Source organism: Paenibacillus sp. FSL P4-0127, assembly GCF_038007325.1.
Classification (GTDB): domain Bacteria; phylum Bacillota; class Bacilli; order Paenibacillales; family Paenibacillaceae; genus Fontibacillus; species Fontibacillus macerans.
Window position 1 is genome coordinate 3,348,743 of the sequence record NZ_JBBOWY010000001.1, and the last position, 23,374, is coordinate 3,372,116.

Here is a 23,374-nt window from a genome sequence, read left to right on the forward strand (position 1 = left end):
GTTTGTTGAGCGTAGGATAGATGATAATTACGCTCACTGACAAGAAAGTTCAGCCGCTGTCCTGTCAGCAACAAAAACCGAGAGGGTGCTCGCATGCGTTACGCCCTAATCAAGACTCTATCCAGTCTTTATCAACAATATATATTATATGAAACGGATGCCTAAAGTCAAGATGGGGAAATTGTTTTAAAAGGAGTTTTTTTGTCGATAGGGCTTTTGTCCTAAAAATTTGATGCAAAACGATGTGGAAGATAGTAAAATACAGGTAGCTGTCAGTAAACTGCAACAAGGCGTTGGCCATGCGGTATAAATGAGAGTTCGGAAAGCCAGGTTTTGGACGGCTTTTTGAACAACCTCTATAAAGGAGTTTTCCTATGGCAGACCAATCCCGAGGACACCCTACGTTGAACGTGAACATTTCTTCAATGCTGCCGCGCCCGGAACAGGAAGAAGGCTGTGCAGATTGGCTGCAGCAGCTGGATATTACCTCCTACGATTACCCCTATATTGAACCGGTTATTTTACAAGCTTACAAGGACTTATGCCAAAATACTACCGAGATCGCCGAACTGGGCGGAGCCCGCTTTTTTGTCGCGCGCCACGACGGAGGCCTGGTAATCTCAGGGACGGGGGAGGACGAGCCTGCCGAGGAAGGGATGGATGCCTCTTATGTTGCCGGGACCGTATCCCGCAGCATTGAGCTTGCCGCTCCAATGGTCCTTCCGCACGGGAAATTCGTTTATGCGGCCACTCCTGTCTTTACGCGGAAGGAAGGGGGGATGTTCGCCGTGTTCGGCTGCCGGCTGCCGAATGCCCCCGAATATGCGGGAGCGGCGGCCATGCTGTTTATCCGTGCGGTTGCCCAGCATTTCCGGACATGTTTTTACAAAGCTTTTGAAGCTTTGTTCATCGCGGACATGCTGCTCGTTCAGCAGAGGGCCAAACGCGAGGAGCACCGCCGGTCGAAGCTGTTTCAGGCCGTGCAGAAGCTTTACGACAAAATCGATGTCGATTCCGTCCTGTCGGAAGTGTTTGAACGAGTTTCCGGCATGTATCCGGAGGCCAAGCTTGAACTTTTGATGTCCCAGGACGATTTAAGCCGCGATCCGCGGGTAAAGCTGCTGCAGCTGCAGGGACCCGGGGAGCGGTTTTGCGTCAAGGCATTTATGGAAGGCCGGATGCTCACCCGGGAACTGCATGGCCCCGCGGGAGAACCGCTGCTTGAAATCGCCGCCCCGCTCGGCGGAAAGCAGGGGATCTACGGTGTGTTTCGCCTCTTGATTCGGCGCGGTTTAGTCGATGAGTTCGATCTGCAGCTCATCGGCATGCTGGCGGATACGGCAGGGGTCGCCTTTGAAAATGCCAAACTGTACCAGCAGTCCAATTTGCTGATCAACGAGCTGCGGCTGATCAATGAACTCACCAAACGGCTGAATCAAAGCTTGCGGCTGAAAGAGGTTTTCCAATTTGCCGGCGATGAGCTGCTCTCCATTTTCCAGGCGGAGTATTGCTGTATTTCCCAGCTTCATAAAGAAAACGGGACATTTGAAGTGATGTCCACGAATGTGCCCGGCCTTTCGAAACAGACGTTTCCGGATACTTACGGTTTTTGCGGTTTGGTGTGCTCCACGCAGGAACCGATCATTTTGTCGGATTATCAAGCGTACGGCAAAGTATCCTCCCGCATGATGGAAGAGACGAAGGCGTGCTCGCTGATTGCCGCTCCTCTGATCGTCCGGGGGGAAGTAAACGGGGCGATTATGCTGGCTCACCGGGAAGAGCGGTATTTTTCCTACGACAATTACAAACTGCTGCAGGTTCTTTCCTCGCATATCGGTTTGGCCATCGCCAATGCCCTGCTGCATGCCGAGGTGCGGAGAATGGCCAACAGGGACATGCTGACCGGACTTTACGCGCGCCACTATGTGGATGAAGCCATCCAGCAATTTCAGAAAAAAGACAGCAACGGTTCGTTGATCATCGTCGACATCGATCAGTTTAAACAGGTCAACGACACCTACGGGCATCAGACCGGGGATAAAATCCTTCAGCAGGTATGCACGATCGTCAAAAGCTCGATCCGCAAAACGGATATCGCCGCCCGTTGGGGAGGCGAGGAACTGGCCATATATCTGCCGGGGGCCGACGCCGAAAATGCCTATCGGATCGCGGAGACGATCCGCCTCCGCGCCGCGATGGATACCGATCCCGCCGTAACGGTGTCGTGCGGCATTGCCGAATGGACGCAGGGAGACGGTAAGGTCAGCGTAGAGTCGCTTTTTTATGAGGCGGACATGGCGCTCTACAAAGCCAAAAACAACGGGAGAAACCAGACGCAAATCGGGTAAGGATGCTATATAAGGTGAACTAACGAAAGTACGGATTAGGGCGGCCGTGTGAAATATTCCAGATGAAGAGGCGTTCCGGGAAAGGCGGCAAGTCCGCAAACGGAACGCCTTTTTCCTTTGCGCATAGATTTCCCGCGCCGGAGGCAGGATATTGCTGAATGCAAATTTTGAATCCGCCGTTAGGCAGCGGCGAATTTCAAAAATGAGAGGCGCGGGAAGCATATGCTGAAAAGAGTTGCCGGTTATCGGAAACTGATTTGGATATTTTTGCTTGCAGCCGTTTTGCCCGCTTGCGGCGAGCCGAAAACCGGCGACCAATGGTTTGGCTTTACCTGGTCGGGGCTGGCGGGCTGCGACGCCCTGACCTTTCGCGGGCTTGCTTCGCTGCAGCGGGGAGAACACAGCACGCCGGAAGAGAGCATCAGCTATACGGGGCGGCTTAACAACCATCGCGAACTGAGCATGAGCGCGGATTCATTGGCCCGGGGCGGCAAGGATCGCTTTCGCGCGGCCGGATTGACCGCCGCCTCAGGGTACGAAGCGAAGCTCCGCCTGGAAAACGGCACCTGGCTGCTGCAGGCCAACGAAAGCAGCGCCCTCCTGCATGGAATGAGCCGCTTGAACCCGCTCGATCAATTGGAGGACATCCATCATGCCGTCAAGAAAAAAATTACGCTGGAAAGCGGAGCGGCGCGCGGGACCAAGGTGCTGAGGATCGAAATGGACCCCGGTGAAGCCGGAATCCGGTTAAAAGATGAGCTATTAGCGGAAATGAGTCTGCTTGGGGCGGATCTGAACGGCAAGCTTGCGGCCGTTTCCCCGAGCCGGAGAAGTCATGTGCGGGCCCGGCTTACGTCGATCTTGTCGGCGGGGCGCGAGCAATTGCTCGGGATGCTTGAGGATATGGAGGCGAACGTGGTTTACCATCTGACGATCAACCGCAAAACCGGGCTGCCCTCCCGTTTGACCTCGGAGACCAAGCTGAAATATTTGACGCCGCAGGGACTGCCCCAGCAGGAAGTGCTGCGCACGGACAACAGGTTTGATAATTATAAGTAGACTTAGAGGCGGGCTGACTTCCTGTGACGGCCGTGCTACAATAGTAGAAGAATTAACCATTGGTTAACACGCGGGTTCCTTGAGCATGCGTTCTTGGCGAAGGGAAGTCCCGCTCCATTTTTGAGGAGGGAAAGCCATATGCGAGATCCTAGAATACAAAAACTGGCGGAAAACCTGGTTGGTTACTCCGTAGATGTCCAGCCCGGAGAAAATGTGCTGGTTGAAATGATCGGCGAAGAGCGCGATTTGTTAAAAGCGGTTATTGAGGAAGTGGGAAAAAGGGGCGGAAACGCGTTCGTGGAAATAACCGACCGCACCGTTCAGCGGACGCAGTTGAAATACGCCACCGCGGAAAGCATGAAGACGTGGGCGGAATACGACTTGAAGCGGATGGAAATGATGGACTGCTATATCGGAATTCGGGCGGGCTCCAACGTCAACGATTTGTCCGACGTGCCTGAAGACAAAATGAAGCTGTACAATTCGCTGTATTCCCATCCCGTACATAGCGAGCAGCGGGTCAAGAAGACGAAGTGGGTAGTGCTCCGCTATCCGAACGCCAGCATGGCTCAATTGGCCAACACGAGCACAGAGGCGTTTGAAGATTTTTATTTCAACGTCTGCAATCTCGATTACGCCAAGATGGACCGGGCTCAGGACGCGCTGGCCGATCTGATGAAGCGCACGGACAAGGTGCGTATTGCCGGCCCGGGAACGGACCTGACCTTTTCGATCAAAAACATCGGCGCCGAGAAATGCTCCGGCCAGAAAAACATTCCGGACGGCGAAGTATACACCGCCCCTGTGCGCGATTCCGTGAACGGAACGATCAGCTACAACGCGGCGACGCTGTACAACGGCGTTACGTTCGAAAACATCAAGTTCCGTTTTGAAAACGGCAAAATCGTCGAAGCGACCGGCAACGATACGAAACGCTTAAACGAAATTCTCGATTCCGACGAAGGGGCAAGATACATCGGGGAATTTGCGATCGGCTTCAATCCGTACATCCTGCATCCGATGAAGGATATATTGTTTGACGAGAAAATCGCCGGCAGCCTGCACTTTACGCCGGGCCAGGCTTACGATGAAACGGATAACGGCAACCGCTCCTCGATCCATTGGGATCTGGTGCTGATTCAGCGTCCGGACTACGGCGGCGGGGAAATTTATTTCGATGACGTGCTGATCCGCAAAGACGGTATTTTCGTGCTTCCGGAGCTTGCGGCGTTAAATCCGGAAAACTTGAAATAACGAGGAAAATCCTTGCTTGGAAAGCGGATTCAATGTATGATTGAAGTATGTTATTTTCAATGTTAATCACGGAGGGATCCCTATGGCCACGAACAATGAAGCGGTAGTTGAAATTGCCCAAGCGGCGGGCAAGTTTACTTCTTCCATCGTGCTCCAAGCTGACAACAAGTACATCGACGTAAAAAGTATCCTCGGCCTTTTCACTACACTGGTGAATACAATGAGCTATGAGCTCCACGTTCACGGACCGGACGCCGATGAAGCGAAAAAAGCGATGAGCGAAGTTTTCGCCAAGCACGGATTGAATGTAAAATTGGTAGAAGATTAATCGAAATGGGAAAGACACTCCTGCCGTTTGGCGGGGGTGTCTTTTTACAATGATAGAGTTTGTTTCCCGCAGGTTCTTGTATTGGCCCTCGATTTCGTCTAATATTAGGAATAGAGTAGCTGTGAAAGGAACATTGGACATAGGGGGGAAGAAGCATGACTTCATCTGAGTTACAGGAGCAACTGAACCTGAAAGCACTTAATCTTCTGCAGGAAGATGCAGATAAAATAGAGAAGCTGATCGAAGTACAGATGGAGAACTTGGCCACACGTTACTGCCCTCTCTATGAGGAAGTGCTGGATACCCAGATGTATGGATTCTCAAGGCAGGTGGATTACGCGATTCGCGTCGGACTGATTGAGGAAATGGTCGGCAAGCAAATTATAAGCAGATTGGAACGGAATCTTGCCTCGCTTTATGAAGCCATGAACAAGAAAAAGTGACCTGCAGGCCAGGCATGCATATAGCTCATCAGACAAAATACAAGCGTATGATCCGGAAATTTTCGGCCATACGCTTGTTTTTTCTGCGGCAAATAAGTTATGCAGGGGGGCCAAGCGTTCTACACGAGGTAAAAGGAGACGCCGAGAATCGCGTATACGGCGAGCAGGAGCAAGCCTTCATACCAGTTGGTTTGACCGTCCTGCGTAATCGATTTGGCGATAAATACGGATACGCCGATCGCCGCCAGTTCAATGACCGTAAACACGATATCCATGGGCCGGCCGAACAGATGGCTGACGAAGACCAGCACCGGCGCGACGAACAGGGCAATCTGCAAGCTGCTGCCGACGGCAATCTCCACGGCCGCTCCGATTTTGTTTTTCAAAGCGAGCATGATGGCGGCGCTGTGTTCGGCGGCATTGCCCACGATCGCCACCACGAAGGCCCCGACGAAAAGTTCGCTCAGCCCGAACTTGGCCGAGAAGGTATCCAGCGTGTGCACCAGCCATTCGCTGACGAAAGCGACCATAACGGTGGCTAGAATCAAATACAGGATGGATCTTCCCCTGGACCAGGCCGGATCATGCTCGTGCTCGCCCGGCAGCTCATCGCCATCTTCGGTAATATCCGCCAAATAGCTTTTGTGGGTGATCATGGAGAAAACAAGCCATAGCAAGTAAGCGGCGATGAGGATGCCGGCGACGACCAGGCTTAACGTGGTACGGTCCTCCTCATGCAGTACATGGGTTTGCAGAAATACTGCCGGGACGAACAGCGCGATGATCGCCACGATCATCAGCGAACCGCTCATATTGGCCAAGGCCAGATTGTATTTTTGCACCTTGTACTTCAGACCGCCCGCGAGCAGGCTTGCTCCCAACACGAGCAGCAGGTTGCCGATGATCGAGCCGGTAATGCTGGCCTTTACCATATCGAACAAGCCTTCTTTGACGAGCAAAATAGCGATAATGAGTTCGGCCGCGTTGCCGAAGGTGGCGTTTAGAAAACCGCCGAGGCGCTGTCCGGCGTAATGGGCCACGCTTTCCGTCGCTTTTCCCAGGAAGCCGGCCACGAAAATAACGGCGATCGCGGAAATGATGAACTCCAGCGTCGCCGGCCAATGCGCAAAATGCCCGATGGCGCTTAGTACAAAGAAAAGGATGAGCAAAAATGGGGTCGCAAACTTTCTCATAATCCACCTCAATTTGTAATAAATTGTCGGGTTCCGAATTAACAATTCTAACTAAATATAACCAATAACGCGAAAATTATAAATCAAAAATAATTAGCGAGTCTACATTTGCTTTAAAGCGACTTACCATTTACAATGAAATTAATGAGGTTGAAGGAGGTATGACCATGACCGAACAACTGCAGTTGGAAAATGGGATGATTCGGATTGCGGATGACGTCGTTGCGAAAATTGCCGGAATGGCGGCCCTGGAGACACCGGGAATTGCAGCGATGTCCGGCGGGCTGTCTGAAGGCTGGGCGAAACGGTTAAGCGGCAAAAATGTGCAAAAAGGCGTCACGGTGGAAGTCGGTCAATTGGAGGCGGCGATTGATCTAAGGATTATCGTCCTGTACGAGACGCCGATTCACGAGGTATGCCGGATGCTTCAGCAAAATGTTCGTGAAGCGGTAGAGAGTATGACGGGGCTTAAAATTGTGGAAGTCAATGTGAAAGTCGAAGGCGTAGCGTTTAAAGATGACGAGATGTAATCGATTTTTTCGACCTTCTGCAGTAATATAAGGGTTCGGACTTGGGTCTCGAATTAACCGCAACATAAGCTGGCATAGAAAAAGGGGTTGCCCCAAAGCAGTTTCGCTGCTTGGGCAACCCCTTTTTGATGCGGGAAATTCGCTATTTAAATTTGCCGCCGGCTCCGAAAGTCGTATACGGCCGATTCCCTGACGACAACCGATTTGGTCCGCTCCTGTTTTGCCGGCAGCGTCGATTCGCGCGAGATGCTCAGCAAGATGCCCATGGACATCATCATGGCCAGCAGGGAAGAGCCCCCGTAGCTGATGAACGGCAGCGTTACCCCGGTCATGGGGATGGTGTTCGTAACCCCGCCGATATTGATGAAAGCCTGAATGGCGATAAGCCCCATGATGCCGACGCCGGTCAACGTACCGAACGTACTTTGGCAGCGCAGCGAAATAAGCAGGCCTCGCCAGATGAAATAAACGTAAAACAGCAGGAAAAGCAGCGTGCCGATAAAACCGAACTCTTCGCCAATCACGGAAAAAATAAAATCGTTGTACGCGTTGGGCAAATAGTGCAGCTTTTGAATGCCTTGTCCGAAGCCGGTTCCCGTAGGTCCCCCGTGCCCGATGGCCGTAAGCGATTGGAGCAGATTATAGCCGTTTCCCAGGGGGTCCTTCATCGGATCCAGATAGGCCTGAATCCGGCCCACCTTGTAGTTAACTTGGTCTGTCGCGGATTCGCTGGGGTGAATTTTGTCCCACAGCGCTCCGGCGGCCAGCACGATGCTGGCTCCAAGCACGAGCAGTCCGATCGAACCGAGGATGTGCTTCAGGTTTGCGCCCCCGGCGAAAATAATCAGCCCGGCGGTGGCGACGAGGATCATGCAGGAGCCGAAGTCGGGCTGCAGCATGATCAGACCGGCGACAAAGCCGACGATGACCATAACCGGGATGTACCCGGTCCTTAGATCCCGGAAGCGTTCGCCTTTTTTCGAGATCAGGGCGGCCAAGTATAAAATCGTCGTGATTTTGGCCAGCTCCGTCGGTTGAATCCCCAGCGTGCCGATGGCGAACCAACTCGTCGCACCGTTTCTTTTGTCGCCGATTATGGGAACGAGCACAAGCATCATAATAGCCAAAATAAACACGGGCACGAACAGTTTTTTGTATTTGTCATAACGGATGTTCATCGTAACGAACATGAAAACCAGGCCGAGACAGGCAAAAATGATCTGCCGTTTCGTAAAATACATAGGATCGTTTCCGAATTTTGCGTCGATCAGCGTAATGCTGGAGCTGGAGCTGAACACCATGACGATCCCGAACCCCACCAGCAGCAGGGTGAGGAGGAGCAATTGGAAATCCGGGGCCCCGCGTCTGGGTTTATCCGTTTCGCCTCTCATAGGCTTGCCGCCTTAAGCCCCAAGAAGTTCCTTCAATTCGGTCAATTTATGGGTTGCGGTTTTCATCACCGTCGCGGGAATTTCCGATTCGTATTCCAGCCCGTGCGGGAAAGTGGCCCGCCCCATGTAGACCGCTTCAATAGCCAGGACCGTGTCCGGACGCTCCAATTTGCCCTCTACCGCACGCGTGTTGATGCGCAGGTAATATTCGTCGTTGTTGTGTTCGATTTTATAGTCGTATGTAGCCCGGTAATATTCCCATTGCCAGCGCACAAATCCGACCTTTTCAGCGGATTCGTCCAAATAAGCCAAATCGCTTTTTAATCCGTTCAAACCGCTATTTTCCACGATCATGCAAGAAATGCCCCCTTAATTATGACTTTTCAACAAATTCGATTGATTCTCTACCCCATGATATTATGTTTCCACCGCTTGTGCAAGCGCGGGAAAACGCTGCCTTAAGGACAGTTTCGTTATCCTGGAGTGATTCCGCTTTCCTTTTTCTGCTACAATAGAGCTAGATTCCATTCGGGCCGGCTTTGCAGGCTAAAGAAACGGTACCTGGGTGAAGAGGAGTGAAAGACCATGGAAGAGGACGTTGTACGCGCGCTGTTTCCGGCCATGGTGGAACGGCGCAGGCATTTGCACCGTCATCCCGAGCTGTCTTATCAGGAGAAGGAGACCTCGGGATTCGCGGCGGAGAAGCTGAGGGAGCTTGGGGTCGAAACCATCGTGAACGTGGGCGGTTTTGGCGTGGTCGGCAAAATCCGCGGCGGGCTGCCGGGCAAGACCGTTGCCCTGCGGGCCGATATGGACGCCCTGCCGATTCAGGACGAAAAAAGCTGCGAATACGCCTCCGAGGTGCCCGGCGTCATGCACGCCTGCGGCCACGACGGGCATACGGCGGCGCTGCTTGCGGTCGCGGAATATTTCAGCCGGATTCGCCCGCAGCTGCGCGGGGAAATCCGCCTGCTGTTCCAGCCGGCGGAGGAGACCTGCCCCGGCGGAGCCAAGGCGATGATCGAGGCCGGGGCGCTGGACGGCGTGGACGTCATTTACGGCGTGCACCTGTGGACGCCGATTCCTGTGGGAACGGCGGCAAGCGCTGCGGGGCCGCTGATGGCTTCGACCGATGAGTTTTTCATCGAGATGCAGGGGCTAGGCGGACATGGCGGAATGCCGCATAAAACGGTCGACAGCGTCGTTGCGGCCTCGGCGCTGGTGCTGCAGCTGCAAAGCGTCGTCAGCCGCTCCGTGAACCCGCTCGACCCGGCCGTCGTGACGATCGGATCGATCCAGGGCGGGACGGCGCAAAACGTTATTGCCGACCGCTGCAAACTGGCGGGAACGGTCCGCTGCTTCAGCGAGGAGTCGCGGGAACTGATCCGCGAGCGGATCCACGCTCTTGCCGAGGGGACGGCCCAAGCCTATGGGGCGAAAGCCAACGTCACCTATATGATGGGTTATCCCAGCCTCGTTAACGATGAGAAGGAAACAAGGCGTTTTTTTGCCGAGGCTCCGGGGGTGTTTGGACTTCGCGCGGAGACGTCGCCCCCCATTATGCCCGCCGAGGATTTTGCCTATTACCTGCAGAAGGTTCCGGGCTGTTTTATGTTCGTCGGTGCGGGGAACCCTGAGAAGGAGGCCGTTTACCCGCATCATCATCCGAAGTTCGATATTGACGAAGACGCCATGCTCCATGCGGCCGGTCTGCTGATCGCGATGGCGGAATCGTATCAGCAGGAGCATGCATAATTGTTTTCCCGCTTTGGAATTCTATATCCGAAGGAGGGATTTTATAGTGAGAAAAGTAGCCGATATCATGACGGACGAAGTCGTTACCGTAACCGTCCGGGATAACATCTATGAGGTTGCCGTTAAAATGAAAGAGAACGATACCGGTTTTATTCCCGTCGTCGAAGGCGACAAGCTGCTCGGCGTCATCACCGACCGCGATTTGGTCATTCGCTGCATGGCGGAGAAACGCCCGAATTCCACGGCCGTCGATGAGATCATGACCCGCGGGATCAAAACGGCATCGCGCGAAATGTCCGTGGACGAAGCCGCGGAGCTCATGGCCGAACAGCAGATCCGGCGCCTGCCGGTCACCGAGGGCGACCGGCTCATCGGCATCGTATCGATCGGCGATTTGGCCGTGCACAATATTTTTGCGGACAATGCCGGAGAAGCGCTGTCGGAAATATCGGAGCGGGTGCATTAATCGGCCGGACCCTAAGCGGCGGCCGGACACATCCGGGAGAAGTTCGCGGGCCTTAAGCAAGCGGACTTCTCTTTTTTTGCCCGTACCTAAGCGTACGGCACGAAAGGAGGAACAATTTGTGAACGAAGCGGGAGCCTGTATCGTTCAGCGCGATTTAACCGTGCTGCTGGAGAAGGAGCATCCGGGTTTTGCAGCCGCTCGGGAGATATTGTCCGCGTTTGCCGAATTGGTGAAAAGCCCTGCTGTTTATCATACATACCGGATTACTCCGCTTACTTTATGGAATGCCGCGGCCGGCGGACTGGACGCGGAGGCGGTCATCGGGCGGCTGCGCTCGGTGGCGCGCTGGGATTTGCCCGCAGGCGCCGCCCTCGACATCCGCAAATGGATGTCCAGATACGGCGCTTTAAGGCTGTATCCCGTGATGGAAAATCCCGAACTGATCGAGCTGGAAAACCTGAGCCGGGAAGACGGCTTGCTGGATGAACTCATCGGCCAGGTTGAGCTTCCGGGCGGGAAGCCGTCGGCGGCCGGCGCCCGCAGGGTGCGGCTGGAGGCAAAGTACCGCGGGCCGCTTAAGCGGGAGTTGGCCCGGCTCGGTTATCCCGTTTTGGACGAAGCCGGATACCACAGCGGAAGGGCGATGAGCTTTACGCTATGTCCATCGCTGCCGGATGGCAGGCCGTTTCGGCTGAGACCTTACCAGCTTGGGGCGGTTGAGGCTTTTGCGGGGCACAAAGGGGACGGCGGAAGCGGCGTTGTCGTCCTGCCTTGCGGAGCGGGAAAAACCGTGGTCGGGCTGGCGGCGATGGCGCGGTTTCAGTGCGAAACGCTGATTTTGACTTCCAACGTTACTTCGGTGCGCCAGTGGATTTCCGAAGTTATCAACAAAACGACCCTGTCTCCCGAAGCGGTCGGGGAATATTCGGGGGAGAAAAAGCAGGTGAAGCCCGTCACCGTCTCAACTTATCAAATATTGACCCACCGGAACCGGAAGGAGGAGGGCTTCAAGCATATGTCGCTTTTCAACGAACGGGATTGGGGCTTGATCATTTACGATGAAGTTCATCTTCTTCCGGCCCCGATTTTCCGGGCGACCGCCGAGATACAGGCGACCCGCAGGCTCGGGCTTACCGCTACGCTGGTCCGCGAGGACGGCTGCGAACGCGACGTGTTTTCGCTGATCGGGCCGAAGCGGTACGACGTGCCGTGGAGAGATCTGGAGGAAACCGGGTTTATCGCCCGCGTCGATTGCCAGGAGATCCGCGTGCCGATGCAAGGCGATTATCAGGAAAAATACGCCCGGGCCGAAGGGAAGGAAAAATTCCGCATGGCCGCGGAAAACCCGGAGAAATTGGCCGTTATAAAGCAACTGCTTGAGCGGCATGGGGATCGGCAAATTTTGATCATCGGGCAGTACCTGGAACAATTGAAACGCATAGCCGCCGAACTCGGCGTTCCCCTCATTACCGGCAGCATGCCGCAAACGGAACGGGGCAAGCTGTTTGGGGCGTTTCGTCAAGGGGAGCTTCCCGTCCTGGCCGTCTCCAAGGTGGCCAATTTCGCCGTCGATCTGCCCGATGCTTCCGTGGCCATCCAAATTTCCGGAAGCTTCGGCTCGCGCCAGGAAGAGGCCCAGCGGCTCGGGCGGATTTTGCGCCCGAAAAGCGACGGCGGCCGCGCCTATTTCTACACGCTTGTGTCGGAGAATACGCGCGAGCAGGATTTCGCCCTGCGGCGCCAGTTGTTCCTGCTGGAGCAGGGCTACGAATACGCCGTGCGGCGGGAACGGGAGGTGTTTGAAGCATGACGGGTCCACAAGCGAATCATTCGGCGGCCTGGAATGGCGATGCCAAGCAGCCGCCGCTGCCTTCGTCCGCGGAGCGGGCGCTGCGCTTATTGTTCTACCGTTTTGCCGGGCAGCCGTTTAAGCTGGAGCAGGTTGGTTCGGCGGCCGCGGGCGGCGTATCGGGAGCGGAGCTGCGCGCGGCGATGCCGGCATTATTGCGCCGGGGCGATATCAAGGCCGTTCGCAAAGCTTGGGGCGAGAGGCTGTATTATTTGCCGCTGGCCATGTCTTTGCAGCGGCAGCGCGTGTGGGGGTATCCGGCCTTGAAACCGCTGGCCGGGGGACCGGCCAGGCTGCGGCGGGAAGCCAAAGCCGGACTTGCGTTCGACCTGTTCCGGGCGCTAACCTATATCGCCGGAAACGGCTTGAAGTTGACGGCTAAAGGAACGATCCACCAAAAGGAGCTCGGCAAGCTGACGGGCCGCCTGCTGCTGGCCGAACGGGATGTGGCCGGCCTGGGGCTAAAGTATCCGCATGCCGACGTGTATTCGCCGCAGCTGGCCGTTGTGCTTGACCTGCTGCAGGCGCTGGGGCTGATCGCCAAAGAGCGGGCGGCTTGGCGCCTGAACGACCGGGCGCTGGCGGCCTGGCTCGCTTTGGACGTCACGGCGATGAACCGGGTGCTGATTCGCCACGCCCTGCAGCGCTACGTTCCGGCGGAGCCGGGGACGGCGCATGTTGTTTTGCGCCTGGCCGCAGCGGATTTGCAGGCGGGGGAGTGGTATTCGCTTGAGGAGCTGCTGGGCACGCTGCTGGACCAGGGAATACTGGCCGGCCCGCTTCCCCGCGAACGCCAGGATTGGATCGGCAGCTGGCTGGAGGCTTGCGCGGGCTTTGGCTGGCTGGATCTCGGGGAAGATCCGGAAGACGGTCTCATGTTTCGCTGGCGGGTCGGGCGGGACGAGCCCGCTGCTTCATATGAAGGCACGGCGTATGAACCGAAGGCTGCTCCGGGAAAAATCATCGTCCAGCCCGATTTTGAAATTCTCGTGCCGCCGGACGTCGCTTTTTCGGTGCGGTTCGAGCTTGAAGCCTGCTGTGAGCACGTTGCGACGGATGTAATGAGCGTGTACCGGCTGACCCGGGCCAGCGTCGAAGGGGCGTCCCGCTACGGCCGCACACCGGAGGAGGTGTCCGCCTTTTTGACCGGGCATGCCGCCTTCGTCCCGGAGCCGGTGCTGAATGCGCTCGAGCAGTGGGGAAGGGAAATCGGCCGGACGTCGTTTGCCGAAGTGCTGCTGCTGCGCTGCGCCGACGCCGGCGCGGCCGACAGAATCGCTTCGCTTTCCGCGCTGCATGGCGCGGTTGAGCGGATCGGGCCGCTGGATTTTATCGTTAACGCGGAGCGTGAGGCGGAGGTGCGAAAGGCGCTGGCGGCCGAACGGCTCGCGCCGCCGGGCCGCCGGTCTGCCGAGGCGGAGCCGGATTATCCGCGGCTGACGGGCCGGAGTTCCCCGCCTGCGGATGCCTCCGCTTTCGGCTGGCAGGAGGGAACGGGCGGACAAGGCTGGATTTACCAAGGAACGGATTTGCATTTTTACGAGCCTGACGACGAGCTTCCCGACGACGGACAGCTTTTCCCCGGACTTCGGGAGCTGCCGCCGATGTGGTGGAAGGAACTGAGAGCCTACCACCATTCCACGGCACGCCAAATCATCGCCCAGGCAAAAGGCTGGCAAACGAAGATCGCCTTGCAAATCGGCGGGGAAACGGTTCTCTGCCTGCCTCTGGAACTGCGCGGCGAGGAGGAATGGAGCGTCAAGGTTCGCACGCTTCCCTCCCCTTCGGGAGAGGGGCGGGGCGAGGAAAGCGAGCTGTGGCTGTCCCCCGGGGACTGGCGGGCCATGCGGCTGATCTTGCCCGAAATTGTCCGGTAAAGCGGGGATTAGAAGGATGAACCTCTTCTTCTTGTTGCCGGATTATGATATGATTATGTCGTCTACCTCGGGTGGATAATAAGAAGCAGAATCGAGTTGAAAATTCATGAGCGTAATCGAGAGGAACACGGTCGATATGGCCGCCGTGCTGACATACGCCTATGAATTGGGCGATATGATAAATAACTCGCACGCCGTGTCCGAATATTTATATTGGAAGCGCCGCGTGGAGGAAGATGCCGAGATTCAGGCATTGGTCAAGAAGCTGGATTCGCAGAAAGAGCTCTTCCGGGAAACGGAACGCTTCGGCCATTTTCATCCCAACTATCATGAAGCCAAAGACAAAGTGGCTGCGGTGGAGAAGGAACTGGAGCGATTTGAGGCCGTCCGCAAATTCAAAGCGGCCGAAAACGAGCTCGACGACATCCTCCACGAGATGTCGGAAACGATCGCTCATGCCGTCTCGGACAACATCAAGGTGCCGAGCAACGATCCGAACCCGAAAGGCGGCGGATGCGGAAGCGGCGGCAAGTGCAGCTGCGGTTAAGCGGCCGATGCGCCGTTAAATTCGAAGCGCGGCCCAGCTGAGCTAATGGGCAGCCCGGGGCCGCGAAAATTGCAAACGTACCCGGGAGGAGGGGAATGATGTTTCCGGAGCGTACAGGCTATATTATTTGGGTCAGCGATTTAAAGGCGGCCAGAAATTTGGAGAAATACGGGAGCGTGCACTATTTGTCCCGGCGTATGCATTATGTGGTCATGTATGTGGACGCGGACCGCGCCGAAGACATTATGCGCAACATCCGCAAGCTCTCCTATGTCCGCAAAATCGAGCGATCATACCGCGGTGAAATCAAAACGGAATACAGCAAAGATGTTCCGGACAAAACCCGGTATTACGGACTATAGAGACAATAAGCGCCAAAGCGCCAGGCTGCTGATAAAAACAGCGGCCTGACGCTTTTTTTGAGTTATGCCGGGTATCGGCACTGTCACTTGGATTCAGAGCAAAAGCTTTTCTAACTGTGCGCCGGCATCCCGCATCGCGGTTCTGCATATTATCGTAGGCGGAAGCCTATTGCAAAATCGGCTATAATAATGGATGCGTCATGTTGTCGATGCCGAAAATAGGTCTAAAGAATCTAGGCGTATACTTTTTTTGCTATATACGAGCGCTAGTCTTGTAGAAAAATTAGCGATCATGTAATATAATTAGGTACAAATACTTAGTCCAAAAGACCTATATCGTTTCATAAGTCCGGTTGATTCTAAAGAAATTTGCTGGCAAAGAGGCTTATGAACAATGAAATTGTCTGTTAGTTTGTTGAACAAGCCTATGAAATGTGAGGTGCGGCATGAGAGATAGGGCGACAGAACGCTGGGGAACCTATGAAGCTTTCCATATTATTTTAGGGGACAAAAGAGTAGCGGACATCGTGGTGACGAACCACGCCAAAAGCAGATATCACGACCGCATCAACCGGGAAAACATCGGTTACGAGCAAATTGCCGGATGGGCATGGGAATGCTTGAAGCAGGGGCGGATCACTCCATACTACCGGAAGGAAGAGGACGTCTATTTGATTGACGACGATTTGGTCATGGTCGCCGAATTTACGGAAATTCCGGGCGAATTCGATTTGGCCGGCCGGCCGCTGCACCGGATGATTATCGTCACGTTCCTCGGAAGGATGTCGGAGACGATTGAATTGCGCGATTTGAAATCCTACTATTCCTGGCTGCGCCACTCCCGGCGGATGACGTTGATCAAGAACAGCCGCAAACGCAGATAAGCGGCGTCATACGGATGGAGACTGGACGTAAAGCGAGGTTCGGCATGCCCAAGCGGCATGCTTTTTTTGTTGGCTTGAACATGCTATTGTAGGGATAAAGAAAGGGGAATAGCGGACGATGGCGTTGAACTACCACCAGCTCCACATTTTTTACACGGTCGCGGAGCGGGGAAGCTTTTCGGCGGCGGCCCAAGCGCTCCATATGACGCAGCCGGCGGTAACGATGCAAATCCAAGCGCTGGAGGATTATTTCGGCTGCAAGCTGCTGGTCAGATCGACGAAAAAAATCGAGCTGACGGAAGCGGGACAGACGCTGCTTCCGTTTGCCCGGAAAAGCGTCGAGATGATCCGGGAAACCGAGCAGGCGATGTCGCGGTATACTTCGATGCTGGAGGGCAGGCTTCAACTCGGGGCGAGCCTGACGATCGGCGAATACGTGCTGCCGCGGCTGTTGGGCCCTTTTGGGCAGCGGTATCCGCACATTTCGATTGTAATGAAAGTGATGAATACGACGCAAATTATCGAGGAGATCGTAGGCCATCAGCTCAATTTCGGGCTTGTCGAGGCGCCCGTCCAGCACCCGGATATGGTATCGGAGCCGGTCATGGAGGATGAACTGAAGCTGATCGTTCCGGCGGGGCACCCGCTGTCCGGCAAAAAGACGGCGGCGCTGGAGGAGGTTGTTTCTTATCCGTTTGTGCTCCGGGAAAAAGGCTCCGGGACGCGCCAGGTGATGGAAGCCGAATTTAAGCGCCGCGGAGTCGAAATGAGCCGGGTCCAAACGGTTATGGAGCTTGGCAGTACGGGAGCGGTCAAATCGGCGGTCGAAGCGGGAATCGGGATTACGATCATCTCCCCGTCTTCCGTCAAGCATGAACAGGCGCTTGGCCTGATGGAGGCGCTCGACATTGACGGCGTTTCTTTTAAGCGGAAATTTTATTCGATCCACTTGAAATCGACGCTGCTGCCGGTCAGCGCGGTGACGTTTCTGACTTTCTTACGGGAGTATGGGGGATAAAAAAGACAGCAAAGGATGTGGATGGATGACACAGGAACGGCAAACAGGGGAAGGACGGTTTGATTTACATACGCACACGCGGGCTTCGGACGGCATGAACGCTCCGGCGGAAAACGTCAGGCTGGCCAAGGAGAAAGGCCTGGCGGGCCTGGCGATCACCGACCACGACACCGTGGCCGGCATCGCGGAAGCCCGGGAAGCGGGGGGACGGCTCGGGGTAGCCGTTGTCCCGGGGGTCGAGATCAGCACGCGGGCCGGGGGTAAGGACATCCATGTGCTCGGCTACTTTCTGAACGACCGGGACGAATTGCTGCTGGAAAGGCTTGAGCGGTTGCGGGCGGTACGCCAAGAACGGAACGAAAAAATTATCGCAAAGTTGCAACAGCTCGGCATTCCGATCACGCTGGAGGAGGTAAAGCGCGGGCTGTCGCGGCCGCTTCGGCCGGATGAAAGCCTGGGGCGGCCGCATATCGCCGACGCGCTTGTCCGCAAAGGGGCCGCGAAGGACATGCGCGACGCATTCGACCGCTATTTGGCGGAGGGGAAACCCGGGTATGCGTCCCAGCCAAGAATCGGCCCCGAGGAAGCGATGGAGTGGATCCGCGAGGCCGGCGGGGCGCCGGTGCTGGCTCATCCGGGCTTGTACGGCGACGACGATCTGGTACGGGCGATTCTGGAGCGCGGGAAACCCGCGGGCATTGAAGTTTACCATTCCGATCACGGTCCGGACGAGGAAAAGCGATATATGGCGATGGCCGAACAATTCGGGCTGATCGCCACGGGCGGCTCGGATTACCACGGCGTCCGCCAGGGCGTGGTGTTCCACGGCGATCTCGGCGGCCGCACCGCCCCGCCGGGGACGGTGGAGCGGCTTAAAAGAGCGGCCCCGGCCGCCCGGACGGAATAAAGGCAAATACGAAAGCTGCCCCAGAGGTCCACATGGACTTTTAGGGCAGCTTTTTTTGCGCGGTTTACCCGGATGCGCCGTATTGCAAGGCTAACCGTTTTTGACGGAGCCCGGCAGAGCCTTGATCAGCTGCTCGTCGGGCGTGACGAACAACGTCCGCTGATGGTCGTAAATGACGAAACCCGGCTTCGCCCCGCTCGGCTTGCGCACGTGGCGGATCAGGGTGCAGTCGACCGGCACGCTGCTGGATTGTTTGGCCTGGCTGAAATACGCGGCCAGTTGGGCCGCTTCATTTAAAGTAGCCTCCCCGTAGCTGTCGCTGCGGATCAGCACATGCGAGCCCGGAATATCCTTCGTATGCAGCCAGGTGTCGTTCGGTTTGCCCAGCCGGTTGGTGATGTACTCGTTTTGCAGATTGTTTTTGCCGACGTAAATTTCGACGCCTTCCGAGGACGTGTAGACGTGCAGCGTCGGGCGATCGCCCTTTTTCTTCTTTTTGCCGCCCTTTTTCCCCCGGTCCCGCAAATACCCCTGCCCGGTCAACTCCTCGCGGATTTCGTCGATATCGCTTAACGTGGCGTCGTCCAGCTGCTGCAGCAGCCCTTCGAGATAAGCGATTTCCTCCCCGGCCAGCTTCATCTGCTCGTGAATGACGGCAAGGCTGTTTTTGAATTTATTGTATTTCTTAAAATACCGCTGGGCGTTCTCCGAAGGGCTGAGCAGCGGGTCGAGCGGAATCGTTTCGGTTTTCTGCTCCTCGTCGTAATAGTTGACCAGCTCCACGGAGCGGTCGCCTTTGCGGATCGCATGCAGGGAAGGCAGCAGCAGCTCGCCCCAGATCCGGTAGCGTTCGGCGTCCTCGGCCTCGTTTAAGTCTTTTTCCAGATTGGCCAGCTTTTTGATGTTTTTGTTCCGTTCGTTTTGCAAAAAGCGCAGCAGGTCGCCCGTCTTCTGCTTGACGGTGTCGCGCAGCGCCTTGTCGCCGTAATAGTCCTCCATGCATTCGCTGATCGACTTGTAGGTGCGCAGCCCGCTGTGGATTTGCGTCAGCCGGATTGCGGAAAACACGCTTTTTCCTTTGGCGGTTTCGCCCGTCACCGGGGTGTAGGCATGGCTACGGACTGCTTCCATCAGCGCGGAAAAGGCTTGCCACAGCCGCTCGGCAGGGTCAAGATCAAGTCCGCTTTGTTCCTTATCGGGTCCGGTCAGACCTGCGCGGGCGTAAATTTCCCCGGCGATCAGCGGGCTTAATCCGTTATAGGACTCGACCAGCCAGCCGCTGCTTTTTCCGGCCTGCTCCGCCTCCCGGTATGCCGCCAAAAACCCGGCGCGCTCCGCGCCCAGCGGGTCGAGCTTATGCTGCTCGGGCGGGGTGGTGTAGGCGAAGCCGGGCATGACGATGCGGTAGCCGCTGATGGCCGGCGTCACATGGTGGATTCCGTCAAGCTGCACCCCTGTCGCCGGATCGACGAGAATGATGTTGCTGTGCCGGCCCATCAGTTCGATAATGATCCGCTTCAGCGACAGATCGCCAAGCTCGTCGCGCGTGCGGACATCGATATGAATGATCCGCTCCATGCCGACCTGGCTGATCGCTTCGATGGTTCCGCCTTCAAAATGCTTGCGCAGCAGCATGCAGAACATCGGGGCTTCCAGCGGATTCGGAAACGAGCTTTCCGTAAAATGAACGCGCGGATACGTCGGATTCGCCGACAGCAGCAGGCGCCGGTTGCCACCCTGCGTACGCAGGGCCAACACGATGTCGCTGGCCGCGGGCTGGTGTATTTTATTGATGCGCCCTCCTATGCAGACTTGCAGTTCATGAACGAGCGCACGGGTTACAATGCCGTCGAGTGCCATAAGTTTGTTATCTCCTGTCTAAAGGTAGTTCAAAAAGTCATCTTTTGAAGATTTAAGAATGAACAGTCACCAAAGCGTGTCTTCCTTAAATCGCAAGAAAAACTTCAGCTTAGGGCGGTCTGTCTTCTTTGATTGTTCGTCGATAGAGTTTTTCTTATCACGAAGCGGTTCATGAAGAGGATTCGACGTCGAATCTTGAATTCAGCCGGGCCTTCCGTTGCTCACGTACCTAAAACGTACGCTCCGCTCCTTTCGTCCCTAGCTTCATCCAACCTTCTCGGTGCTGAAAACCTGACTTTTTGAACACGTATTTTAATAAGACGCCTCTTCTATGATGCCATACTTCGGGCAAAAACTTAAGGGCTCCGCTGTGATAATTTGGGACTGGCCGGAATACATTTACCCTAGGTGGAAAAGCCTTCACGCGGAAACTGCATTAAAAACGGAAGGGGAATAGGGGATGGAACAAAAAAACTGGCACCAGTGGAGTGCTGAAGCGCTTTTGGAACGGTTTGGCGTCACGCGTGATCAGGGGTTGTCCGACGAGGAAGCGCGGCGAAGACGCGAGGAGAGCGGCTGGAACGAGCTCGAAGAAGGGAAGCGGATCTCCCCGATCCTGTTGTTTCTGAATCAGTTCAAGGATTTTATGATGCTGGTGCTGATGGGCGCCACGCTGATCTCGGGATTTCTCGGTGAATATTTGGACGCCGTGACGATTATAGCCATCATTATTTTGAACGGGGTGCTGGGGTTCATCCAGGAATTCCGGGCGGAGCGCTCCCTGCGCGCGCTAAAGCAGCTGTCCGCGCCGCACGCCAACGTGTTAAGGGAGGGAACCGTAAAGCATGTGCCGGCTCGGGAACTCGTTCCCGGGGACATCGTCGTGCTGGAGAGCGGCGACCGGATTCCCGCGGATATCCGCTGGCTGTCCACGAACAGCCTGGACGTGGAGGAATCCGCCCTGACAGGCGAATCGCATCCGGTCGGCAAGCATGCAGGGGTCTTAAGCGAAAGCGAAGTGCCGCTCGGCGACCAGAAAAACATCGGCTTTATGGGAACGATGATTACGCGCGGCACCGGTCGGGGCATCGTCATCCGGACGGGCATGGGCACCGAGATGGGGAAAATCGCCGACCTGATCCAAAATACCGAGGTTCAGGAAACGCCGCTGCAGCGGCGGCTTGAGCAGCTCGGAAAAATTTTGATCTACATGGCGCTTGGCCTGACCGTGCTTGTAGTGCTGGTGGGCATTTTGCAGGGGCAGCCGGCCAGCGGGATGTTTTTTGCCGGGGTCAGTCTGGCGGTCGCCGCGATTCCCGAAGGCCTGCCCGCCATCGTCACGATCGCCCTGGCGCTCGGCGTGCAGCGCATGATCAAACGCAAGGCGATCGTCCGCAAGCTGCCTTCGGTGGAGACGCTCGGCTGCGCATCGGTCATTTGCTCGGATAAAACCGGCACGCTGACGCAAAACAAAATGACCGTCACCCGCCTTTGGCTGGAGGGCCGTTCCCTGGAGGTCACCGGCGAAGGCTACGAGCCGGTCGGCAACATCCTCGAGGGCGGCAGCCCGGTCGATTTGCGCCAGGATCAAAGCCTGCGCCGGCTGCTGCAAATCAGCGCGCTGTGCAGCAACGCCGTCATTTATGAGGATGATCCGGAACAACGCGGCCGGCGGAAGACGAAGGAGGAAGCGGCTGCGGGTCCCGTTTGGAAATTAAAAGGCGATCCGACCGAGGGGGCCTTGGTCACGCTGGCTTCAAAAATGGGTTTGTCCCCGGCTTCCTTAAGCGGCATGTATGCGCGCGAGCGGGAATTTCCGTTCGATTCGAAGAGAAAGCGGATGTCCGTGATCGTCTCCCATCAAGGCGGCAAAATGGCGCTGGTGAAAGGCGCGCCGGATATGCTACTGGAGCGCTGCTCCTATATTTTGTGGGAAGGGAAAGTGGTGCCTTTTACCGGGACGTTCCGCCAGAAGGTGCAGGCCGCCAACGAAAAGATGGCCCGCGGCGCGCTGCGCGTGCTCGGCATGGCGTACCGGGAGTTAAGGCCTCATGAAGGGGCCGATGACGAGGACGGCGCGGAATCGCAGCTGATTTTCGTCGGCCTGACGGGCATGATCGATCCGCCGCGGCGCGAAGCGCGGGACGCTATCAACGTATGCCGCAAGGCGGGCATCAAAACGGTGATGATCACCGGGGACCATGGGCTCACCGCCGAAGCGATCGCTTCCGATCTCGGCATTTTGCCGCGCGGCGGCTCCGCGATATCGGGCCAGCAGTTGGAAGGGCTGAGCGACGAAGAACTCGACCGCCAGGTAGAAAACATCTACGTGTACTCCCGGGTTTCCCCGGAACATAAGCTGCGGATCGTCAAAGCGCTGCAGCGCAGAGGCCATGTCGTGGCCATGACCGGCGACGGCGTCAACGACGCCCCGGCGATCAAGGCGGCCGATATCGGCATCGCGATGGGCATGACCGGAACCGATGTATCCAAAGAGGCTTCATCCTTGATTCTTAGCGACGACAACTTTACGTCGATCGTGGCCGCGATCGAGGAGGGCCGGAACATTTACGAAAACATCCGCAAGTTCATCCGGTATTTGCTGGCGTCCAATGTCGGGGAGATTTTGACGATGTTTTTCGCTATGCTGGCCGGGCTGCCGCTGCCGCTGCTGCCGATCCAGATTTTGTGGGTGAACCTCGTCACCGACGGCCTGCCGGCGATGGCGCTCGGCGTCGACCAGCCGGAGAAAGATTTGATGGAGCATAAGCCGCGCGGGGCGAACGAAAATATTTTTGCCCGGCGTCTGGGCTGGAAAATCATCAGCCGCGGCGTGCTGATCGGCGTGTGTACGCTGGGCGCCTTCTGGCTGACGCTGCAATACGCGCCGGACGATCCGGGCCAGCTGGCCAAAGCGCAATCGGTCGCTTTCGCTACCCTGGTTATGGCGCAGCTGATTCACGTGTTCGATTGCCGCAGTTCGCGTTCGATTTTTCACCGCAACATTTTGCAAAACAAATTATTGGTGCTTGCGGTCTTGTCCTCCATCATTTTAATGCTCGGCGTTATGTATATCGAACCGCTGCAGCCGATCTTTAAGACGGTTCCGCTCGGCACGAGAGAATGGGCGATTACGCTGGTGGCCGCCGGCATTCCCACGTTCCTGATGGGCGCGGGCAGCGTCTGGTCCGGCAACCGCAAGCGCCGCGGCTTCAGCGGTCCGCGTCCACTGGGAACCGCGAAAAGTACAAATATTCGTGCATAAAATCAATACCTTTTCCGGCTGTCAAACTTTAGACTAAC

The 23,374-nt window shown here is 56.2% G+C and carries 20 protein-coding genes; 16 read left to right on the forward strand and 4 right to left on the reverse strand.

Going from position 1 to position 23,374, the window contains the following annotated elements; genetic code table 11:
- Positions 1-374: 374 nt before the first annotated feature.
- The 5 genes from NYE74_RS15025 to NYE74_RS15045 all read left to right on the forward strand — a co-directional run bounded on the left by NYE74_RS15025 (position 375) and on the right by NYE74_RS15045 (position 5,432).
- Positions 375-2,348 (forward strand): sensor domain-containing diguanylate cyclase, encoded by a 1,974-nt coding sequence (locus tag NYE74_RS15025; RefSeq protein ID WP_328270904.1) that lies wholly within the window; start codon positions 375-377, stop codon positions 2,346-2,348.
- Between the two features lie 222 nt (positions 2,349-2,570).
- Positions 2,571-3,407, forward strand: coding sequence for a hypothetical protein (locus NYE74_RS15030; protein ID WP_328270905.1), 837 nt, complete (start codon positions 2,571-2,573; stop codon positions 3,405-3,407).
- A 138-nt stretch (positions 3,408-3,545) separates the two neighbouring features.
- On the forward strand, positions 3,546-4,661 hold the full coding sequence (locus NYE74_RS15035; RefSeq protein WP_036621556.1) for an aminopeptidase: 1,116 nt from the start codon (positions 3,546-3,548) through the stop codon (positions 4,659-4,661).
- 82 nt (positions 4,662-4,743) lie between these two features.
- Positions 4,744-4,989, forward strand: a complete 246-nt coding sequence (locus tag NYE74_RS15040) for an HPr family phosphocarrier protein (RefSeq protein ID WP_036621558.1) — start codon at positions 4,744-4,746, stop codon at positions 4,987-4,989.
- Positions 4,990-5,144: 155 nt separating this feature from the next.
- Positions 5,145-5,432, forward strand: coding sequence for a YlaN family protein (locus tag NYE74_RS15045; RefSeq protein WP_036621560.1), 288 nt, complete (start codon positions 5,145-5,147; stop codon positions 5,430-5,432).
- Between the two features lie 119 nt (positions 5,433-5,551).
- On the opposite strand, the gene cax is transcribed toward NYE74_RS15045, so the two are convergent.
- Positions 5,552-6,625: a calcium/proton exchanger gene (gene cax / locus NYE74_RS15050; protein WP_328270907.1), complete on the reverse strand. Its 1,074-nt coding sequence runs from the start codon at positions 6,623-6,625 to the stop codon at positions 5,552-5,554.
- Positions 6,626-6,792: 167 nt separating this feature from the next.
- Between cax and NYE74_RS15055 the strand changes: the two genes are divergently transcribed.
- Positions 6,793-7,155 carry an Asp23/Gls24 family envelope stress response protein gene (locus tag NYE74_RS15055; RefSeq protein WP_328270908.1) on the forward strand — a complete coding sequence of 121 codons (363 nt, stop codon included), beginning with the start codon at positions 6,793-6,795 and terminating at the stop codon, positions 7,153-7,155.
- A gap of 146 nt (positions 7,156-7,301) precedes the next feature.
- Here the strand turns inward: NYE74_RS15055 and ftsW are convergent, their stop codons facing one another.
- Entirely contained in the window at positions 7,302-8,546 is a 1,245-nt protein-coding gene (ftsW, locus tag NYE74_RS15060) for a putative lipid II flippase FtsW (protein WP_328270909.1), read from the reverse strand.
- 12 nt (positions 8,547-8,558) lie between these two features.
- Positions 8,559-8,900 carry a YugN family protein gene (locus NYE74_RS15065; protein ID WP_328270910.1) on the reverse strand — a complete coding sequence of 114 codons (342 nt, stop codon included), beginning with the start codon at positions 8,898-8,900 and terminating at the stop codon, positions 8,559-8,561.
- A 231-nt stretch (positions 8,901-9,131) separates the two neighbouring features.
- On the opposite strand from NYE74_RS15065, the gene NYE74_RS15070 reads away from it, so the two are divergent.
- The 9 genes from NYE74_RS15070 to NYE74_RS15110 all read left to right on the forward strand — a co-directional run bounded on the left by NYE74_RS15070 (position 9,132) and on the right by NYE74_RS15110 (position 18,211).
- On the forward strand, positions 9,132-10,301 hold the full coding sequence (locus NYE74_RS15070; RefSeq protein WP_341004881.1) for an amidohydrolase: 1,170 nt from the start codon (positions 9,132-9,134) through the stop codon (positions 10,299-10,301).
- A 46-nt stretch (positions 10,302-10,347) separates the two neighbouring features.
- Complete coding sequence (locus NYE74_RS15075; RefSeq protein WP_340928157.1) at positions 10,348-10,767, forward strand: CBS domain-containing protein; 420 nt, start codon at positions 10,348-10,350, stop codon at positions 10,765-10,767.
- A 118-nt stretch (positions 10,768-10,885) separates the two neighbouring features.
- On the forward strand, positions 10,886-12,577 hold the full coding sequence (locus NYE74_RS15080) for a DNA repair helicase XPB (protein WP_341004882.1): 1,692 nt from the start codon (positions 10,886-10,888) through the stop codon (positions 12,575-12,577).
- The gene (locus NYE74_RS15085; RefSeq protein ID WP_341004883.1) at positions 12,574-14,493 is read left to right on the forward strand and encodes a helicase-associated domain-containing protein; all 1,920 of its coding nucleotides are present in this window, start codon (positions 12,574-12,576) and stop codon (positions 14,491-14,493) included. The genes NYE74_RS15080 and NYE74_RS15085 overlap by 4 nt, the downstream gene beginning before the upstream one ends.
- Before the next feature lie 106 nt (positions 14,494-14,599).
- The gene (locus NYE74_RS15090; RefSeq protein ID WP_328273550.1) at positions 14,600-15,040 is read left to right on the forward strand and encodes a YlbF family regulator; all 441 of its coding nucleotides are present in this window, start codon (positions 14,600-14,602) and stop codon (positions 15,038-15,040) included.
- A gap of 98 nt (positions 15,041-15,138) precedes the next feature.
- A complete protein-coding gene (locus NYE74_RS15095) occupies positions 15,139-15,402 on the forward strand; it encodes a YlbG family protein (protein ID WP_036621586.1) in 264 nt (87 codons plus the stop codon).
- Positions 15,403-15,848: 446 nt separating this feature from the next.
- Entirely contained in the window at positions 15,849-16,286 is a 438-nt protein-coding gene (locus NYE74_RS15100; RefSeq protein WP_036621588.1) for a hypothetical protein, read from the forward strand.
- A gap of 118 nt (positions 16,287-16,404) precedes the next feature.
- Positions 16,405-17,304: a selenium metabolism-associated LysR family transcriptional regulator gene (locus NYE74_RS15105; protein WP_328273551.1), complete on the forward strand. Its 900-nt coding sequence runs from the start codon at positions 16,405-16,407 to the stop codon at positions 17,302-17,304.
- A 25-nt stretch (positions 17,305-17,329) separates the two neighbouring features.
- Positions 17,330-18,211, forward strand: a complete 882-nt coding sequence (locus tag NYE74_RS15110; RefSeq protein ID WP_341004884.1) for a PHP domain-containing protein — start codon at positions 17,330-17,332, stop codon at positions 18,209-18,211.
- Between the two features lie 90 nt (positions 18,212-18,301).
- On the opposite strand, the gene NYE74_RS15115 is transcribed toward NYE74_RS15110, so the two are convergent.
- Positions 18,302-20,071 carry an Rqc2 family fibronectin-binding protein gene (locus NYE74_RS15115; protein ID WP_328273293.1) on the reverse strand — a complete coding sequence of 590 codons (1,770 nt, stop codon included), beginning with the start codon at positions 20,069-20,071 and terminating at the stop codon, positions 18,302-18,304.
- Between the two features lie 460 nt (positions 20,072-20,531).
- Here NYE74_RS15115 and NYE74_RS15120 point away from each other — a divergent pair, with 460 nt between their 5' ends.
- On the forward strand, positions 20,532-23,336 hold the full coding sequence (locus NYE74_RS15120) for a calcium-translocating P-type ATPase, SERCA-type (RefSeq protein WP_341004885.1): 2,805 nt from the start codon (positions 20,532-20,534) through the stop codon (positions 23,334-23,336).
- Positions 23,337-23,374 lie beyond the last annotated feature (38 nt).

Bases quoted from the DNA above. Each gene is read 5' to 3' on its own strand.
- NYE74_RS15025 (WP_328270904.1), top strand. From the start codon at position 375: ATGGCAGACCAATCCCGAGGACACCCTACGTTGAACGTGAACATTTCT.
- NYE74_RS15030 (WP_328270905.1), top strand. From the start codon at position 2,571: ATGCTGAAAAGAGTTGCCGGTTATCGGAAACTGATTTGGATATTTTTG.
- NYE74_RS15035 (WP_036621556.1), top strand. From the start codon at position 3,546: ATGCGAGATCCTAGAATACAAAAACTGGCGGAAAACCTGGTTGGTTAC.
- NYE74_RS15040 (WP_036621558.1), top strand. From the start codon at position 4,744: ATGGCCACGAACAATGAAGCGGTAGTTGAAATTGCCCAAGCGGCGGGC.
- NYE74_RS15045 (WP_036621560.1), top strand. From the start codon at position 5,145: ATGACTTCATCTGAGTTACAGGAGCAACTGAACCTGAAAGCACTTAAT.
- cax (WP_328270907.1), bottom strand. From the start codon at position 6,625: ATGAGAAAGTTTGCGACCCCATTTTTGCTCATCCTTTTCTTTGTACTA.
- NYE74_RS15055 (WP_328270908.1), top strand. From the start codon at position 6,793: ATGACCGAACAACTGCAGTTGGAAAATGGGATGATTCGGATTGCGGAT.
- ftsW (WP_328270909.1), bottom strand. From the start codon at position 8,546: ATGAGAGGCGAAACGGATAAACCCAGACGCGGGGCCCCGGATTTCCAA.
- NYE74_RS15065 (WP_328270910.1), bottom strand. From the start codon at position 8,900: ATGATCGTGGAAAATAGCGGTTTGAACGGATTAAAAAGCGATTTGGCT.
- NYE74_RS15070 (WP_341004881.1), top strand. From the start codon at position 9,132: ATGGAAGAGGACGTTGTACGCGCGCTGTTTCCGGCCATGGTGGAACGG.
- NYE74_RS15085 (WP_341004883.1), top strand. From the start codon at position 12,574: ATGACGGGTCCACAAGCGAATCATTCGGCGGCCTGGAATGGCGATGCC.
- NYE74_RS15090 (WP_328273550.1), top strand. From the start codon at position 14,600: ATGAGCGTAATCGAGAGGAACACGGTCGATATGGCCGCCGTGCTGACA.
- NYE74_RS15095 (WP_036621586.1), top strand. From the start codon at position 15,139: ATGTTTCCGGAGCGTACAGGCTATATTATTTGGGTCAGCGATTTAAAG.
- NYE74_RS15100 (WP_036621588.1), top strand. From the start codon at position 15,849: ATGAGAGATAGGGCGACAGAACGCTGGGGAACCTATGAAGCTTTCCAT.
- NYE74_RS15105 (WP_328273551.1), top strand. From the start codon at position 16,405: ATGGCGTTGAACTACCACCAGCTCCACATTTTTTACACGGTCGCGGAG.
- NYE74_RS15110 (WP_341004884.1), top strand. From the start codon at position 17,330: ATGACACAGGAACGGCAAACAGGGGAAGGACGGTTTGATTTACATACG.
- NYE74_RS15115 (WP_328273293.1), bottom strand. From the start codon at position 20,071: ATGGCACTCGACGGCATTGTAACCCGTGCGCTCGTTCATGAACTGCAA.
- NYE74_RS15120 (WP_341004885.1), top strand. From the start codon at position 20,532: ATGGAACAAAAAAACTGGCACCAGTGGAGTGCTGAAGCGCTTTTGGAA.